Annotated in this window: 10 protein-coding genes; 6 read left to right on the top strand and 4 right to left on the bottom strand. The window is 63.6% G+C overall.

What is annotated here, in order from left to right; all coding sequences use genetic code 11:
• Positions 1-74: 74 nt before the first annotated feature.
• Together VFO25_11025 and VFO25_11020 are read right to left on the bottom strand one after the other, a co-directional pair.
• Complete coding sequence (locus VFO25_11025; GenBank protein HET9343434.1) at positions 75-485, bottom strand: DUF1036 domain-containing protein; 411 nt, start codon at positions 483-485, stop codon at positions 75-77.
• A gap of 87 nt (positions 486-572) precedes the next feature.
• Positions 573-1286: an HAD family hydrolase gene (locus VFO25_11020; protein ID HET9343433.1), complete on the bottom strand. Its 714-nt coding sequence runs from the start codon at positions 1284-1286 to the stop codon at positions 573-575.
• 87 nt (positions 1287-1373) lie between these two features.
• Between VFO25_11020 and VFO25_11015 the strand changes: the two genes are divergently transcribed.
• The 4 genes from VFO25_11015 (at position 1374) to VFO25_11000 (ending at position 9799) form a co-directional block, all read left to right on the top strand.
• Positions 1374-2333, top strand: coding sequence for a hypothetical protein (locus tag VFO25_11015; GenBank protein HET9343432.1), 960 nt, complete (start codon positions 1374-1376; stop codon positions 2331-2333).
• Between the two features lie 170 nt (positions 2334-2503).
• Positions 2504-3874, top strand: a complete 1371-nt coding sequence (locus VFO25_11010) for an efflux RND transporter periplasmic adaptor subunit (GenBank protein ID HET9343431.1) — start codon at positions 2504-2506, stop codon at positions 3872-3874.
• Complete coding sequence (locus VFO25_11005; GenBank protein HET9343430.1) at positions 3874-7008, top strand: multidrug efflux RND transporter permease subunit; 3135 nt, start codon at positions 3874-3876, stop codon at positions 7006-7008. The genes VFO25_11010 and VFO25_11005 overlap by 1 nt, the downstream gene beginning before the upstream one ends.
• A 691-nt stretch (positions 7009-7699) precedes the next feature.
• Positions 7700-9799, top strand: coding sequence for a hypothetical protein (locus VFO25_11000; protein ID HET9343429.1), 2100 nt, complete (start codon positions 7700-7702; stop codon positions 9797-9799).
• Between the two features lie 117 nt (positions 9800-9916).
• On the opposite strand, the gene uvrB is transcribed toward VFO25_11000, so the two are convergent.
• A complete protein-coding gene (gene uvrB, locus VFO25_10995) occupies positions 9917-11959 on the bottom strand; it encodes an excinuclease ABC subunit UvrB (protein HET9343428.1) in 2043 nt (680 codons plus the stop codon).
• Between the two features lie 104 nt (positions 11960-12063).
• On the opposite strand from uvrB, the gene VFO25_10990 reads away from it, so the two are divergent.
• Both VFO25_10990 and VFO25_10985 read left to right on the top strand, forming a co-directional pair.
• Positions 12064-13683 carry a hypothetical protein gene (locus VFO25_10990; GenBank protein HET9343427.1) on the top strand — a complete coding sequence of 540 codons (1620 nt, stop codon included), beginning with the start codon at positions 12064-12066 and terminating at the stop codon, positions 13681-13683.
• 188 nt (positions 13684-13871) lie between these two features.
• Positions 13872-16142: a kelch repeat-containing protein gene (locus VFO25_10985; GenBank protein HET9343426.1), complete on the top strand. Its 2271-nt coding sequence runs from the start codon at positions 13872-13874 to the stop codon at positions 16140-16142.
• A 51-nt stretch (positions 16143-16193) separates the two neighbouring features.
• Here the strand turns inward: VFO25_10985 and VFO25_10980 are convergent, their stop codons facing one another.
• On the bottom strand, positions 16194-16874 hold the full coding sequence (locus VFO25_10980) for a DUF4386 domain-containing protein (protein HET9343425.1): 681 nt from the start codon (positions 16872-16874) through the stop codon (positions 16194-16196).
• Positions 16875-16925 lie beyond the last annotated feature (51 nt).

Genomic DNA, 16925 nt, shown 5'->3' with positions numbered 1-16925 from the left:
AAAAAGCCGTAGCGGTCGAGCTTTAGCTCGACCGCCGCGGATTCTCGTGGAGACGATCTCAGATACGGAGAGTGTTATTGGAACGTATACGTGTAGCCGTTGGAGTCGCCCGTATCGACCTCGAGGAAACCCTCGTAGTCGTAGTCGCAGGTCGTGTCGGCTTCGTTGAGCGTGAACTTGTCGTTATTGTCGACGCAGAACGAATGCTCGCCGCTCCAGTAGTGCTGCTCACCGTCGCCGTACAGATAGTAATACCTATCTTTGAGTTCGCCGGACAAGGGGACTTTGCACTCGCCAGGATCGACGTTCCACCAGCCGCGCGACACCCAGTTGCCCGCTTCCTGATCGTGGTACGCGATGGCGACCGATATCTTCTCGCTCGACTGATTGCAGATCTTGAAGTCTGCCATCGCAGGCGCCGGATGGGCCGCCGCGATGACGAACAGTGCTGCCGCGCTGCTCGCGGCGATGAGTAATTTCCGCATGTGACGATGGACCTCCCAATCGTTCTGACAGGTTCATCGGCACCGTTGTGATGGACGGCGAATCTTTGTGCGCTGCGTCACGCGGGTCTACGCAGGAATAGCGGCGAGCGCTCCGGGCAGACCGGCGATCGAGTCGATGATGGCCTCCGGGAGACGGGCGCCGTGGGGCACCTCTTCGCCGCGGCAACGGATCCAGATCGCGCGCATGCCCGCGGCGTGCGCACCTTCGACGTCGCGATCGTAACGGTCGCCGACCATGATGCTCTCGTCCGGGCCGACGTCGAGCAGCTCCATCGCGTGGGCGAAAACGGCGGGATCCGGTTTGGCCATCTCGAGCTCGCCGGCGAGCACGACGACGTCGAAGAAACGCTCGAGCTCGAGCTGCGCGATCTTCCGCTCGTGCGTCTCGGCGAAACCGTTCGTGATGACGGCCATCTTGTAGGCGGCGCGCAGCGACCTCAGCACCGGCACGGCTTCCGGGAACAGCTCGACGCGTTCGATGCGCAGCTCGTCGAAGCGCGCGGCGAGACGTTTGGCCAAATGCTCGTCCTCGATGCCGTAGCGCTGCAGCGCGGCGCGCCACATCATCGGCCTGATCGCGCCCATCGCGGGTTTCGGCGACCCGGGACCGAGCTGCGTCCAGAAGTTGATGGCGGCGTCGACGTATGCGTCGCCGAGATCGACCGGCGACGCGCCTCGGTCGGGCGCCAGCTCGCGCGCCGCTTCCTCGGCGCATTGCTCGAGCGATATCGTGTCGTCGACGAGCGTATCGTCGAGGTCGAAGAAAATCGCACGGATCACGGTCCGACGGGTTTTCGGCCTGCTAGAGTTTGTCCTAGGCCTATCGGCCCGTTGAATCGCCGCGTCCTACAGGCGTACAATGTCGGTATGAGAACGGCAGGGATCGTCATCGTCGCCGCTTGTGCGGCATTCGCATCGGCTTGCAGCTCATCGACTCTCGCCGAGCACACCGCGGCGCCGAATAGAAACGTCGTGCCCGCGCTGACCGGCGTCAAGATCTACGCGGCCGATGAGTCCGCCAACGCGATCTTCGCGTACAAGCTGACCGCGACCGGCGACGTCAAACCGTCGACCAAGTTGAAAGGGAGGAACACGGGCCTCGCGGCGCCGATCGGCGTCGACAACGACGGCTCAGGCCAGCTCTACGTGCTCGAGCAGTCGAGCTTCGAGGTTTTCGCGGCCGGCGCGAGGGGCAACGTCGCGCCGGAGTTCGTGGTGTCGGGAGCGTTGACGCAACTCGACAACGCGCAAGGGATCGCCGTCGATCCGAGCGGCATCACGTACGTGACGAACAGCACCGGCGGCAATTCGTACATCACCGTCTACGCGGCCGGCTCGAACGGAAATCGCGGGGCGATCGCGACGATCTTCGACGGTCAGAATTTCTTCTTCGTACCCGCCGGCATCGCGCTTTTCAACGGCACGCTGTACGTCGCCGATCCGGGCGACCAATCGCTCAACGAATATCCGGCGAACTCGAACGGAACGGTGAACCCGACGGCGGAGATCACCGGTCTCAACTCGCCGCGCGGCGTCGCCGTCGACACGAAAGGACGCATCTACGTCACCGACGGCAATAATGTCATCGTCTACGCGGCGAATGCGAATGGCAACGCGACGCCACTCGCCACGATCTCGGGATCGGCGACGCTACTGGACGGCCCGGGCGGATTGAGCGTGCACGGAACGGTCATCGCGGTCGCGAACTCGGCCAATGCGTCGATCACCGTGTACCCGAAGAACGGTACGGGCGACATCGCGCCGTTGCGCGCGATAAGCGGTTCGTTGACGGGGCTGGTCGATCCGCAAGACATCGACATCCACTAAATCCTGACAGGCCGCTGACGATTCCGGAGAATCCTGCCCGTCGGTCCGCTCGTCGGCGTTGCGCGTGGTGAGACACTGGCCGTTCGGGCAGTATGGCTTGCTGTCGTAGGCATGCTTCTGACCGCGGACGCGAAGGTCGCTTAAGCGGGCTGACCGTATAGCCGTTCGATATGAAAAAGCGTACGGTTCTCGCGCTCGCGGGCGCACTCGCGGCGGCATCATGCGGACATGGCGGACCTCCTGCCGGCTTCGGCGGCGGAGGCGCAGGCGGCTTCTCTTTCCCGGTCGCGGCGGCGCCGCTGACGCGCGGGCAGATCACCCAAACATTCGACGTCACCGGCACCGTGACGCCGCTTTTGACCGCCGATCTCTCGTCGGTCGCATCCGGCACGGTCCTAGCCGTGAACGCGCAGATCGGCGAGCACGTATCGCACGGCGAACTGCTCGTACAGATCGACGACGGACCGCTCCAAGCGCAATTGCAGTCGTCGCAGGCATCGCTCGAGTCGGCGCAGGCAAAGCTGGCGCAGACGCGAGCGGGCACGACGGGCGACGTCGCGTCGACGAACGCCGGTCTTCTCGCGGCCCGCGCCGCGAACCAGACCGCCCAGACCAACCTTCAGCGCGACCAGTCGCTGTTCAAAGAGGGCTACGTCTCTCAGCAAGCGCTCGATCAGGCGTGGTCGGACGCGATGGCCGCGCAGGCGCAACTGCGCAGCGCGCAGGTCGCCGCGCAGAACGCACAGGTCAATCCGGCCTCGCAAAGCGTCGCACAGGCGAACCTCAAGGACGCGCAGGCGGCGGTAGACGTCGCCCAGTCGCAAGTCTCGCTCGTCGAATCGCAGATCGGGCAGACCGAAGTGCGCGCGCCGTTCGACGGCGTCGTCACTCAGCGTCACGTCGATCCCGGTTCTCTCGCGTCACCGAACACGACGCTCATGGAAGTAGCGCAGCTCGATCCGGTCTACGTCGACGTCGGCATCTCCGGCTCGAGCCTCCCGTTCGTCCACGTCGGAACGCCGGCGACGGTGACGATCTCGACGGTACCGGGCCGCGCGTGGCAAGGCACGGTGCAATATTTCAACCTCGCGTCCGAGCCCGGGTCGCTGACGTACCTCGCGCGCATCCGGATCAGCAATCCAGACCTCGCGCTGCGAGGCGGCATGGTCGCCGACGTCTCGTTCGTCCAGGCGAAGAAATCGAACGTGATCCTCGCGCCGCGCGCGTCCGTCTTCCAGACCGATGCCGGAATGTCGATGTTCGTCATCGACAGCGGCAAAGCGAAGCAGGTCCCCGTCGAAGTCGGTCTCGAGAACGATCAGAACATGGAAGTGTCGGGTCCGGGTCTTAAGCCGGGCACGATGGCGATCTTGAATCACTCGGCGACGCTGCAACCCGGTATGCCGGTCATGGCGCTGCCGCCGGGCGGCGGCGGACCGCCGGGCGCGGGCGGTCCACCCGCGGCGGGCGGCGGTAAGCCCGGCGCCAAGCCTGGGCAAGGCGCACAGGCCCAGCACGCGACTCCGAAACCGGGTTACTGATGTTCACCAAGTTCTTCATCTCGCGGCCGATCTTCGCGGGCGTGCTCGCCGCTCTCATCATGCTCGGCGGTGCGCTCTCGATCCCGACGCTGCCCGTGGCGGGTTATCCGAACATCTCGCCGCCGCAGGTGACGGTGAGCTCCGTCTACATCGGCGCCGACGCAGCCGCCGTCGAGTCATCGGTCACGAATCCGCTCGAGGAGCAGATCAACGGCGCGGAAGGGCTGCGCTATCTCTCTTCGACGAGCTCGGACGACGGCACGAGCTCGATCACTGCGACGTTCGATCTCGGCCGCGATCTCGACAAAGCGGCGCAAGACGTCCAGAACCGGGTCAGCGTCGCTCAGGGCGTGTTGCCGGCGCAGGTCAAAGCGACCGGCATCAGCGTCAACAAGAACTCGTCGTCGTTCGTCATGGCGATCGCCCTCACGTCGGACAACCCGAAATACGACACGCTGTTCTTGAGCAACTACGCCGACCGCTATATCACCGAAGCGATCAAGCGCGTCAAAGGCGTCGGCAACGTCATCATCTTCGGCGAACGCAAGTACGCAATGCGGTTGTGGCTCGATCCGCGCAAGCTGCAAGCCTACGGACTCACGGCCGACGATGTGACGAGCGCGTTGTCCGAGCAGAACGCCCAAGTCGCCGCCGGCTCTATCGGGCGGCCGCCCGCCCCCGCGAACCAGCCCTATGAATTGAAGGTGCGCGTCCAAGGACGCCTCACGTCACCCGACGAGTTCGCGAACATCATCGTCAAGTCGGGCCCCGGTTATCTGGTCCGCGTTTCGGACGTCGGCAGGGTCGAGCTCGGCGCCGAAGACTACTCGACCGATCTGAATTACAACGGTAAGACAGCGGTCGGTCTCGGCGTGCTGCAGCTCCAGGACGCCAACGCGCTCAACGTCTCGAAGGGCGTGAACGCCGCGCTCGCCGAGCTGTCGAAATCGTTTCCGCCCGGCATCCACTACCAGATCGGCTTCGATGCGACGGTCTTCGTCAACGAGTCGATCAACGAGGTCTTGAAGACGCTGTCGATCACGATCCTGCTCGTCGTGCTCGTCATCTTCTTGTTCCTCCAGGATTGGCGAACGACGGCGATCCCCGCGATCACGATCCCGGTCTCGCTGCTCGGCACGTTCGGCCTGCTCAAACTGTTCAATTTCTCGATCAACACGCTGACGCTCTTCGGTCTCACGCTCGCCACCGCGCTCGTCGTCGACGACGCGATCGTCGTCATCGAGAACATCGTACGCTATATCCACGAGCACAAACAGGACTCGAAGACGGCGACGCCCCTTGCCATGCAGGAGATCGCGAGCGCAGTCATCGCGACGTCGCTCGTGCTTCTCGCCGTGTTCATCCCCGTCGCATTCTTCCCGGGTACGACCGGCGAGCTGTACAAACAGTTCGCCCTGACGATCGCTTCGACGATCACGATCTCCGCGTTCACCGCCCTGACGCTCGCGCCGGCGCTCGCGGCGCTCTTCCTCGAGGGTGAGGCCACGCACCACGGCCGATTCATGCAGGTGGTCGCGCGCGGGATCGATGGGATCCGCGGTTTTTACCGCCGCGCGCTGCCGTGGATCATGGGGCACCGCCCCTTGGTCCTCACCGTATTCGCGCTGTTGCTCGTCGGCACGGTCTTCATGTTCAAAATCGTGCCGACCGGCTTCATACCCGACGAGGATCAGGGCTTCTTCGTCGTCATCGCGCAAGGGCCGCCGGGGTCGTCGCTACAGTACACCTCGAACATCATGAACCAGGCCGAGCACGTCATGCTCAGCCAATCGGACGTCGAAGCCGTTTTCAGCGTCGCAGGCTTCAGCTTCACCGGCGTCGGTTCGAACAACGGCATCGCGTTCGCCCGCTTGAAGCCTTGGTCGGAACGTCACGGTGCGGGCGAGACCGCACAGGCGGTCATCCAAAACGTGCAGCGCGGGCTGTTCGGCATCACGGGCGCGTCGGTGTTCGCGTTCAATCCGCCCGCGCTCCAGGGCGCCGGCAACGTCGGCGGCTTCGATTTCGAAGTCGAAGATCAAGCGAACCTCGGTATCCCGGCGCTCGCCGCGACCGCCAACGGCATCATGTACAAGGCGAACACCGATTTCGACGCGCACGGCAGGCCGCTGCTCACGTCGGTGTTCACGACGTTCCGAGCCGACAACCCGCAGATCCAACTGAACATCGATCGCAACGCGGTGCAGACGCTCCACGTCAAACTGAGCGATGTCTTCGACACGCTCCAGACCATGCTCGGGTCGGACTACGTCAACGATTTCAACTACCGCAATAAGTCGTACCGCGTCTACGTGCAGGCCGACGCGCCGTATCGCGCGCGGGTCGACGATCTCAACAGCTACTACGTCCGCGCGACCGACGGCACGATGGTGCCGCTGTCGGCGATCATGACGGCGACGAAAACGCTCGGACCGCCGACGATCGCGCACTACAACTTGTTCCGGTCCGTCGAATTCAACGGACAGCCCGGACCGGGCGAATCTTCAGGTCAAGCGATCGAAGAGATGCAAAAGGTCGCTTCGCAAGTGCTGCCGCCGGGGATGTCCTACGAATGGACGGGCGTGTCGCTCGATCAGATCGAGGCAGGCAGCGCGACGATCTTCATCTTCGGTCTCGCAATCGTATTCGTGTTCTTGGTCTTGGCGGCTCAGTACGAGAGCCTCATCGATCCGCTGATCGTCATCATGGCGGTGCCGCTCGCGATCTTCGGCGCGCTCGTCGCGGTCTGGCTGCGCGGGCAGCAGGACGACATCTTCACGCAGATCGGGTTGGTGATGCTCGTGGGACTCGCGAGCAAGAACGCCATCCTGATCGTGCAGTTTGGGAACCTGTTGCGCGCGCAGGGCGTACCGGTCGCGCAAGCCGCCGTGCAAGCCGCTCAGACCAGGTTGCGGCCGATCCTGATGACGTCGTTCGCGTTCATCTTCGGCATCAGCCCGCTCGTGTTCGCGTCGGGCGCCGGCCAGAACGCGCGGCACTCGATCGGCACCGCCGTCGTCGGCGGCATGCTCGTCTCGACGTTGCTCAACTTGTTCGTGATCCCGCTGCTCTACATCATCATCGCGAGCATCGAGGAGCGCTGGAAGAACCGCCGCGCGAGCGAGGCGGCTTAATCTCGGTTTATATCGCCCCCGTAGCGGTCGAGCTTTAGCTCGACCGCCGCGGCCTTGCTCGTAGACCGTACAAGCGTACGACTGCCCAAGGCGAGGCCGTCTCCGGTCGACCATTAAGGTCGACCGCTCCATTTCTTTGCGCTGAGGCCGCCTTTTCAGGCTGTAGTCATATTTTGCGCAGGACATGTAACATCCGTAACGCCGCCTGGTCATATTGCGTGACGGCAGACACGCCGTTGCTTGGAACCCTCCTCAGCGGGAACACGACTACGACGATGTCGATATGCAGCGGTTGCGACAAGCCCGCGATGACTACGGTGGATCTGGGAACGGCGACGCTTTGCGAAGAGTGCATCCGACGAGAGTGCATGCGCGAGCACCCGCCCGTCGACCAGCGACCGTGGCTCGCGGTGCCTGTCAGCCGCACGGCCACGACATCCACGAAATCCTCGGCATCGAAGGACGATTTCGCGGCATAGCCCAGCGAGGCCGCGACTAGCGGGCGGACGCGTGACTGGGCCGCGACCGTCTAGCGCTTCTCCGACCGGAACATGGACGTTACGGTCGGAGTCGTTTTTTTCATAGTCATACGAAGAGGATGTCAGCACCGCACAACGGTGCTAGATGACTTCTCACATGGAATCGCAGCTCGGGCGATGAAGCGGCCCCTACTGCAATCCTTGAGGAGTTTATGATGCGCTTCAAAGCGGTGATGATCGCCGTCTGTGCAATCGTCGTTTTCTCGTCGTATGCGGCGGCGGACGCGAGCGTCAGATGGATCCCGGTCGGACCGAACGGTCCGAATATCGGTTCAGGCAAGCTCAACGCGTTCGCGTACGTCCAAAGCAATCCGAACATAATGTACGTCGGCGGCGGCTGGGGCAACACGCCCCGCGAGTCGCCTTCCCAGATGGGCATCTACGGCACGACCGACGGCGGCGCGCATTGGACCGCGCTTGACAATGGTCTGCAGAACGTCGACGGCACGATCTCGTCTGTCGTCAACGGCCTCTGGCTCGATCAATCGAACCCATCGGTATTGCTCGCCGCGACCGAGTTCGGCGGCACGTTCCGCTCGACCAACGGCGGCGCGTCATGGACGAACGTCGACCGCAACGAGTCGACCCAATTCGCGCAGAACGGCTCGACGATCTACGTCGCCACCGCGGCCGGTATTCTGTCGTCCGTCGATGACGGCGCGACGTGGTCGACTTCGCTCGGGATCAGCGGTGGCGCATCGACCATCGATATCGCCGCGGGCGCTGTGATGGCGGGCTCGATGGCCGGCGACGTGTACGTCTTGAGCGGCGGCACGTGGACGCTCAAGGGCCATCCCGGTACGGGGCCGGTCCACAATATCGCGATCGATCCGTTCCACACGAACATCGTCTACGCGAACGTCGACGACGCGAGCGCGTGGAACGAGAATCTTTACGCCTCGACGGACGGCGGCAAGACCTGGGTGTTCGTCCAGTGCAACTGCTCCGTCGGCGCGCAGGCGCTTGCGATGAGCAACGCGGTCGCGGACCGCGTCTACTTGGGCGACGACGGCGGCGGCGCGATCTACTACTTCACCGCTGACGGCAACCAGCACCCGACGATCCATTTCGGCGCACAGCCATTCGGCGTCGACATGCGCTACATCATCGTCGCCTCGAACGGCACGCGCACCGACGACGCATGCTATTTGCTCGAAGACCAAGGCCTGTTCTTCGCGTCGCATTGCACGACCGGCACGGCGCCTCCGCTCAACGAGCAGACGAACGACACGCTCGCGTACGACGTCAAGGTCGCCAACAACGGCAACAACGCTCTCGTCGCACTGCAAGACAATTCGGCCGGCGTTTCGACCGACGGCGGCAAGACGTGGACGTATCCGGGCGCTGCGAACGCGGGTGAGGGCGGCGAAGTGACGCTCGACCCATACGACAACACCCACTGCTACTTCGCACATCCCGACTCGGGTCTGTGGATGTCGTCAAATTCGTGCGCCACGACAAGCCTCGTCGTGAACGCCGGTTTCGAATCCGTCACCTTCGACCCGACGCATTCCGGCAAGCTCTATGGGATCACGAACGCCGATCAAAATCCGTCCGTCGTCACGAGCACGAATTTCGGCAGCTCGTGGACCGCGACGGGGTGGTCGTTCACGTATCCGTATCAAGTAGCCGTTTCGCCGAACGATGCGAAGTCGATCGTCGTCGCGACCGGCGCGCCGGGTCAGACGCCGCATTTATACTACACGCACGACGGCGGTACGACGTGGACGCCGTCGACGGGCCTCCCTCATAAGGCGCTCGGCCAATCGACGCTCTACTACCCGGTCAACCGCTTCTATGCCGCGTTCGATCAGGCGACGCCAGGCACGATCCTCGTCGCCGACCACGATCCGGCCACCGACAATATCCTCGTCTTCCGGAGCACGGACAACGGCGTCAGCTTTACGCACATCAAGACGTTCATACAGCCGGCGCCGTCGCGCCCGTGGCCGCACCTCGCGTTCCCGACGCCGAAAGAACGCGCGCCAAGAAATCTCCCCTACTACGCGACGCGCTTTTTCGGCAACCGCCTCGTGTTCAATCCGTCGCCGCCGACGGGTCAGATCCCTGACGTCGTCCTGACGACGCGCTTTGGCGCATGGGTCTCGACGGATGCGGGCAACACCTGGAAGCGCGTCGACCACGAGGCGATCGCGCACCACTTCATCGGCGCGTCGTGGAGCAACGGCTACTTGTTCCTCGCATCGTTCGGTGAAGGCGTCATCCGCAGCAAGCTCCCGGTACAGCAGTAGTCACTGCCTGATGCTCAATGTGGTATGCCGAGCGTAGCTCGGCCTGCTGCTTGCAAACCGCAGCGGTCGACCGTAAAGGTCGACCGCTCTTTTTGTTTTGAGACGCGTGGTCGTTCGTTAGAAGAGCGCCGCTTCGCGCAGCTCCTTGCCGAAGACCTTAGGCGCTTTGCGCGAGAGGGTCGCGTCGCCAGCGTCGGGGAGTTGGCTGCGCAGTTCCCAGAGCTCGTCTCGTAGGGCAGCTGCCTTCTCGAACTCGAGATTCTTGGCGGCTTCTTTCATCTCGCGCTCGAGCTTCTGGCACGTCGCGACGAGCAGTTCGCGCGGCACTTCTTTGAGCTGGCGGCGCGATCGCTTCGCGTCGGTGGCCACCGCAGCCGACAAGATGTCGCGTACGGCTTTACGGATCGACTGCGGATCGATGTTGTGTGCGGCGTTGTACTCGAGCTGCTTCGTCCGTCTGCGCTCGGTCTCGTTGATCGCTCGTTCCATCGACTGCGTGATATTGTCCGCGTACATGAGGACCATGCCGCTCACGTGTCGTGCCGCACGACCGACGGTCTGGATGAGCGAGGTCTCCGATCGCAGATAGCCTTCTTTGTCCGCGTCGAGTATCGCGACGAGCGAGACCTCCGGGAGATCGAGGCCTTCCCGCAATAGATTGATGCCGACGAGCACGTCGAATTCGCCGAGACGGAGGTCGCGCAAAAGCGCGATGCGCTCGAGCGTCTCGACCTCGGAGTGGAGGTAGCGCGCTTTGATGTTCATCTCGATGAGATAGTCGGTGAGGTCTTCCGCCATCTTCTTCGTCAACGTCGTCACGAGGACGCGCTCGCCCTTTTCGACGCGCTTTTGCACTTCATCGATGAGATCGTCGACCTGACCCTGCGTCGGGCGCACGATGATCTGCGGATCGACGAGACCGGTCGGCCGGATGATCTGCTCGACGACCTGCGTCGACGCGCGTTTCTCGTACTCGCCGGGCGTCGCCGAGACGTAGACGACTTGATTGATGTGCTTGTCGAACTCTTCGAAGGTGAGCGGGCGGTTGTCCAAAGCCGACGGCAGGCGGAAGCCGTACTCGACCAGCGCGAGCTTGCGCGTCCGATCGCCGCCGTACATGCCATGCACCTGCGGCACGCTCACGTGCGACTCGTCGATGAAGAGCAGCCAATCGTCGGGGAAGAAGTCGAGCAAGCAGAACGGCGTCTGGCCCGGCGCTCGGCCGGTGAGGTGCCGCGAATAGTTCTCGATGCCGTTGCAATAGCCGATCTCGCGCAGCATCTCGACGTCGTTGCGCGTCCGCATCTCGAGGCGCTGCGCTTCGAGCGGCTTGCCCTCGCCCCGCAAGTAGAGAAGGCGCTCTTCGAGCTCCGCCTCGATCGTCTCGACCGCTCGACGCAGTTTCTCCTCGGGCGTGATGAAATGTTTGGCCGGGAAGATCGTGATCTCTTCGAGATCGTCGATCATCTCGCCCGTGACCTGGTTGACGCGCGTGATGTGGTCGATCTGATCGCCGAAGAAGTCGAGCCGCGTGATGATCTCGTCGTCGACCGCGACGTACTCAAGGACGTCGCCGCGCACGCGGAACGTCCCCCGAACCATCGCGATGTCGTTGCGCGTATACTGCATATCGACGAGCTTGCGCAGCAATTTGTCGCGGTCGTACTCGTCGCCGCGGCGCAGGTGGAGCGACATCTCCATGTAGTCGGATGGCGAGCCGAGGCCGAAGATGCACGAGACCGACGCGACGATGATGGTATCGCGCCGGGTCAGCAGCGACTGCGTCGCCGAGTGGCGCAAGCGCTCGATCTCCTCGTTGACCGACGAATCCTTTTCGATGTACGTGTCGGACGACGCGATGTATGCTTCTGGCTGGTAGTAGTCGAAGTACGAGACGAAATATTCGACCGCGTTGTTGGGGAAGAACTCGCGGAATTCGCCGCACAGCTGCGCCGCCAGCGTCTTGTTGTGGCACAAGACGAGCGTCGGCTTTTGGACCTTCTCGATCGTCCAGGCCATCGTCGCGGTCTTTCCGCTGCCGGTGACGCCGAGCAACGCCTGCGCTCGATCGCCGCGCATGACGCCTTCGGCGAGTTTTGCGATCGCCTGCGGCTGATCGCCGGACGGCTTGAAGGGTGATACGACCTCGAATTGCGGCATTTGGCGGCTATTCGACACGCGCCGCCTGCGGACCATGCAAACCTGTCATATTTACCGGCTCGAACCCGGACCGCATCGCCATACGGGCGAATCCCGCTATAGCGATGAAGCTCACCGACCCCATCGCCGTTCCGGAATGGTTGCAGCGCGCGTTGCCGATCGGTGTCGCCGCTGCGCTGCTGTGGTCGGCTTTGGACTTCCTAAGCTGGCAGCTCGGCAACGTTCCGGCGCTGCGGGGACGAGAGATTCTCTGGGACGGCGGAACGCAACGTTGTTTCGACAACGTCGAGCCGTTCATGCCGATCGCCAGGCTCCTTCACTCTTTGGCGTGCCCGGGCGGCGTTCCGCACGCGATCGTCGTCGCGTGTCTTTTCGTGTCCGCCATCGCCGTCTTTCTAGCGGCGCGTGCCCTCTCGGGTTGGTGGAGCGCGGGCGTCGCGGTCGCCGTCGCGGCGACGAGCCCATTCTTGTTCGCGCTCGTCAACCAGATGTCGCCCGCGGCGCTCGGCGTCATCGCGGGCACGTTGTCGTGTTGGTTCACCGTGGAGGCGTTCGGTCGAGGCGACTCGCAGTACGTCAGAAAGTGGCGGATGCTATGGTTTGCGACTGCCGCTATCGCGCTCGGACTGCACGTCGAGTCGGCATGGCTCGTGCTGTCGGAGGCGGCGTACGCTCTGACGCGCTCGATTTCGGTGCGGCGACCGGATCTCGGAGTCGGCGTCGCGTGTGCGACGGCGGCGTTGGCGATCGGCACAGCGTTCCTGCCGAGCGATTCGACGACCGCGGCCATCGCGCGAGCGGACATCCGCGGGGCACCAGCGGCGTTGTTCGCGTTCTCGTACCCGGACGAGTGGATGAGCCAGCCGCATTTCGCGGCGACTCTAAGCGTCATAGTTGTCGTCATCTTGTTGAGCGGCGCGATCGTGGCGAGGCGTACCGCGCTTCCGTATTTCGTCGCAGCAGTCTTCGTGGAACAGTTCGTCGCCGCCGCGCTGTCGGTCGACGCGCTCGCGAAGCTGACGAGCGTCGCGTATGCGGTGCCGATCATGGCGCTGTCGATCGGTGCGATCGCGGAAGCGGCGATTCGGCGGCGCCCGCACATGCTCGCGTTCGTCATCCCGGCGCTCGTCGTCGCCGCGCAGTACGCGGCGTTCGGGAGGCTGCCGCTCATGTCGTACCAGGCTTTCGACTTCGATTCAGCCGGAGCGACGCCCGTCGCCGCGTTCACGAAGGGTGAAAGCGTGCGGCTTTACCATGACCGGCACCACGCGGACTACGCCACGGTCTACGGATCGCTCGACGGTCTAGTGCACGGAACCGAACGCCGAACGATCGCCGCGACGACGGCGACCGCCGTGACGGCAGTCTCCCCGTACCGTCTCTATCGTGGGCTATACGTCGTTTATGCGATCGCGGCGCGCGACGGGTCGTGGAGCGGCTTCGTGGGCGGCGACAAGCTGTGGCGCGAACCTGGGCCCAGAGCTATTATCCAGCAGCCGTTCGCCAAGGTCCGGCTCTACGACCGGCCTGATGTTCCTTACCGCGGCGACTCGGACTCGACCCTCGAGCCGGTCGACACGCGCTTCGAAGTGCTCGATGTCAACGGCGCCGCCTACCAGCCCGAACTCCACGTGCACGTCACGGACGGCCCCGATGCCGGACGCGAGGGATGGGTCTACGCGCAGACGCTGATGTTGGGTCCCGCCGCCGGCGTTAACAGATAGAAGCGCTGCGAAAACCACGGCTATCGCGTATCGAGCCGATCCGTTCAGCAACTTTTCAGTACGGCGGCGCAAAGTTAGACGCACGGGGGCTTGGGGCATGCGGCGACTTTGCACCGGACTCGGCCTGTTCGCGAGAAACGGCAAAGGATTCACGCTGACGCTTTCCCACTGCTAGAACGGTGTTCGTGATGAATCGATTGCTTTACACGTGCCCGCTTGCGTGTGCTTTTTTCGTCCTTTCGTCGGGCTACGGAGCCGCTTTAGCTGCAACCGGCACGTGGACGACGACCGGATCGATGCACGTGGCGCGCATCTCGCCCATCGCGGTGACGCTGCCGGACGGCAGAGTTCTCGTCGCGGGCGGATTCAACAATCCGAACAGCTTCGCGTCGGCCGAACTGTGGGATCCGGCAACGGGCATGTGGTCGCGGACCGGATCGATGAGCGTCGACCGCGTCGGTGCGACGTTGACGGTCCTGCAAACCGGCAAAGTGCTCGTCGCCGGCGGCGAGACGTCGCAGGGGGTGACGAACCGCTGCGAGCTCTACGATCCGTCCACCGGCAAGTGGTCGCGTACGGGATCGATGGGCACCGCGCGCATGACGCACACAGCGACCTTGATGACGGACGGCAGAGTACTCGTCGTGGGAGGCGTCGGTGCGAACAGCATCATGTCGCTATCATCGACAGAGATCTACAATCCAGCGACTGGTCGATGGCGAGGCGCTTCGTTCATGCCCGTCGCACGCGAGGGTCACGCGGCCTCGCTCATGTCGAACGGCGACGTGATGGTCACCGGCGGCGACCCGGGGTTCATAACGCCGACGGAAGGGAGCGTCGAAGTTTACGATCCAGCGCACAACATTTGGAACCTAGCGGGCAGGATGACAAGCTCGCGGTTCTTCCACACCCAAATAACGTTGCGCGACGGCACGATCATCGTGGCCGGCGGCGCCTACGGCGACGAAGTCGCGTACGATCCGTTCCCGTCCACCGATCGTTTCGATCCCTCGACCGGGACCTGGTCGGCGGTCGGCGATATGAACGTCGTCATCGGCGGCATTCCCAAGGTGAGCGGGCGCGTATTCTACACATCGGCATTGCTCGGCAACGGTATGGTGTTGGCCGCCGGCGGGATCGGCTATACGCACGACGCGCAGACATTTCGCGTGCTCCGCTCGGCCGAGCTCTTCGACCCAGCGACGTCGCTATGGACGTTGACTCCGGACATGCAGGTCGAGCGTGACGAACAGGCCATGGTGACGCTCTCGGACGGTCGGGCGATGGTCATCGGCGGAGGAACGAGGCGTGGGGCGACAGCGACGGCCGAGATCTTCACGCTCGGAATGATGGCGCGTGAAGCGTTTCTGCCCCGCGCGCCGCTCTCGGCGCGTCGCTCCGTACGACTGCCGGCAGTCACTCGCTCGATCGAGCGCGTCGGCGATTCTCCCACGATCGGGAGCTTCGCGCTGACCGGTTCGCTCAATGTCGCTCGCGCGGGTGCGCCCGCGACGCTCTTGCGCAACGGCAAAGTGCTCGTCGAAGGTTGCACGCAACCGTTCACAACCGGCGGCGCGAGCGCCGAGTTGTTCGATCCCGCGACCGGGAAGTGGTCGCGGACAGGTTCCATGCATTTCGGTCGCTGCCGCCACTCGGCGGCGCTGCTGCCCGATGGTCGCGTGCTCGTCGTCGGCGGCGACGCGGGTAACGTATGGCGGTCGACCGCCGAGATCTACGACCCGTCGACGGGTCAGTGGACCGTCGCCGGAATCATGAACAGCCCTCGGACGTTGGGCGCGCTCATACCGCTCGGGAACGGCACCTTCATAGCTCCGGCCGGCGCATCGGTCGGAACGATTCCGCGCGACAGCGCTGACGTCTACGATCCGTCGACAAACACTTTCACGTCGACGCCGAGCCTCAATATCTCGCGCTACGCGTTCGGCGCGACCGAGCTCGCCGATGGTCGCGCGCTCGTCGAGGGCGGCACGTCGCAAGACGCGCTCCAAACGCTGACGTGCGAGTTGTACGATCCTGTCACAAATGTCTGGACGTTCACGCAATCGATCCACGGCCAATCGGCCAATCTCGTGCTTCTCGACGACGGCCACGTGCTCGCGACCGACGAGATCAACCCGCCGACCTCGCAGCTATTCGATCCAACGTCGGGTTCGTGGACCGGAACGGCAGGCGGTATGAATGTCACGCGCATAGCGGACACGGCGACGTTGCTGCTTGACGGTCGCGTTCTGGTCGTCGGAGGCCAAGGGCCGACCATGCTCGTCAAACAGTCGGAGATCTACGATCCTACGACTCAACACTGGACGTTGGATGCAAACCTCAACATCGCGCGCTGGGTGCAGAGCGCCGTGCGCCTGGCCGATGGCCGCGTGCTTGTCGCGGGTGGCCTGAGTCCTAGTTTCGTCCCGATAAGAAGCGCGGAGATCTATACACCGTAGCGCAGTAAAAATGGAGCGGTCGACCTTTACGGTCGACCGCCGCGGTCGCGCTTAATGTTCCTTCGCGCCGAAGACAAGCAGCCAGAGTAAAAACGCGACTTCGCCGACTCCGAAAGGGAAGCCGACGTTGCTGACGATGTCTGCGTACTGCGGCAGCACGATCGGCGTGAGGCTCTGCGCGAGCCACGAGACGCCCGCGAGCAGAAGCCACCAGCCTAGGAACGTTGGGATGAAGCCCGACTTGATGACGAGCATGCCGAGCGGCAGCAACCACAGACCCGCGAACATGAGGCTCACGATGACGCCGTAGTGGTGGAGCCGCATGAACAACATGACGAGTTCGTCGCGTTGCGGTCCGGCGAAGGCCGGCGCGATCGAGTCGCCATGGACGAGCACGAGCGCCGCGAACCAGTTGAGCGAGTTGAGGAAATAGATCGCGCACGGCAATAGTCCGCCGAGGATGACGACGAGCCACGCGAGCTTCACGTCGACCGTCTCGAATAGGGAGTACAGCGCGAGCGAGACCGCGAGCGCTAACACGCCGCCGACCACGTCGGAAGCGATTCCGAGCCGGAGCAAGGTCTCGTGCGTTTGGATGTTCGCGGCGGTGGCCGAGGGGTTTCCACCGACGACGAGCGCGTTCGGCACGTAGATGAGCAAGAATGGTCCAAGCGCCGCTAACAGGAGGTAGAGAAAGCCGGCGATCCGCGCCTTCTTGCTGGTCGACGTCATGCGTGTTCCTATCGCGGGCGTCCGCCAAAAGTAACTGAAAACATAGCCCGT

This window comes from Candidatus Eremiobacteraceae bacterium (assembly GCA_035710745.1).
GTDB lineage: Bacteria > Vulcanimicrobiota > Vulcanimicrobiia > Eremiobacterales > Eremiobacteraceae > JANWLL01.
The sequence above is the reverse complement of the archived record's forward strand: the minus strand, read 5'-3'. Positions and strand labels throughout refer to the sequence as shown.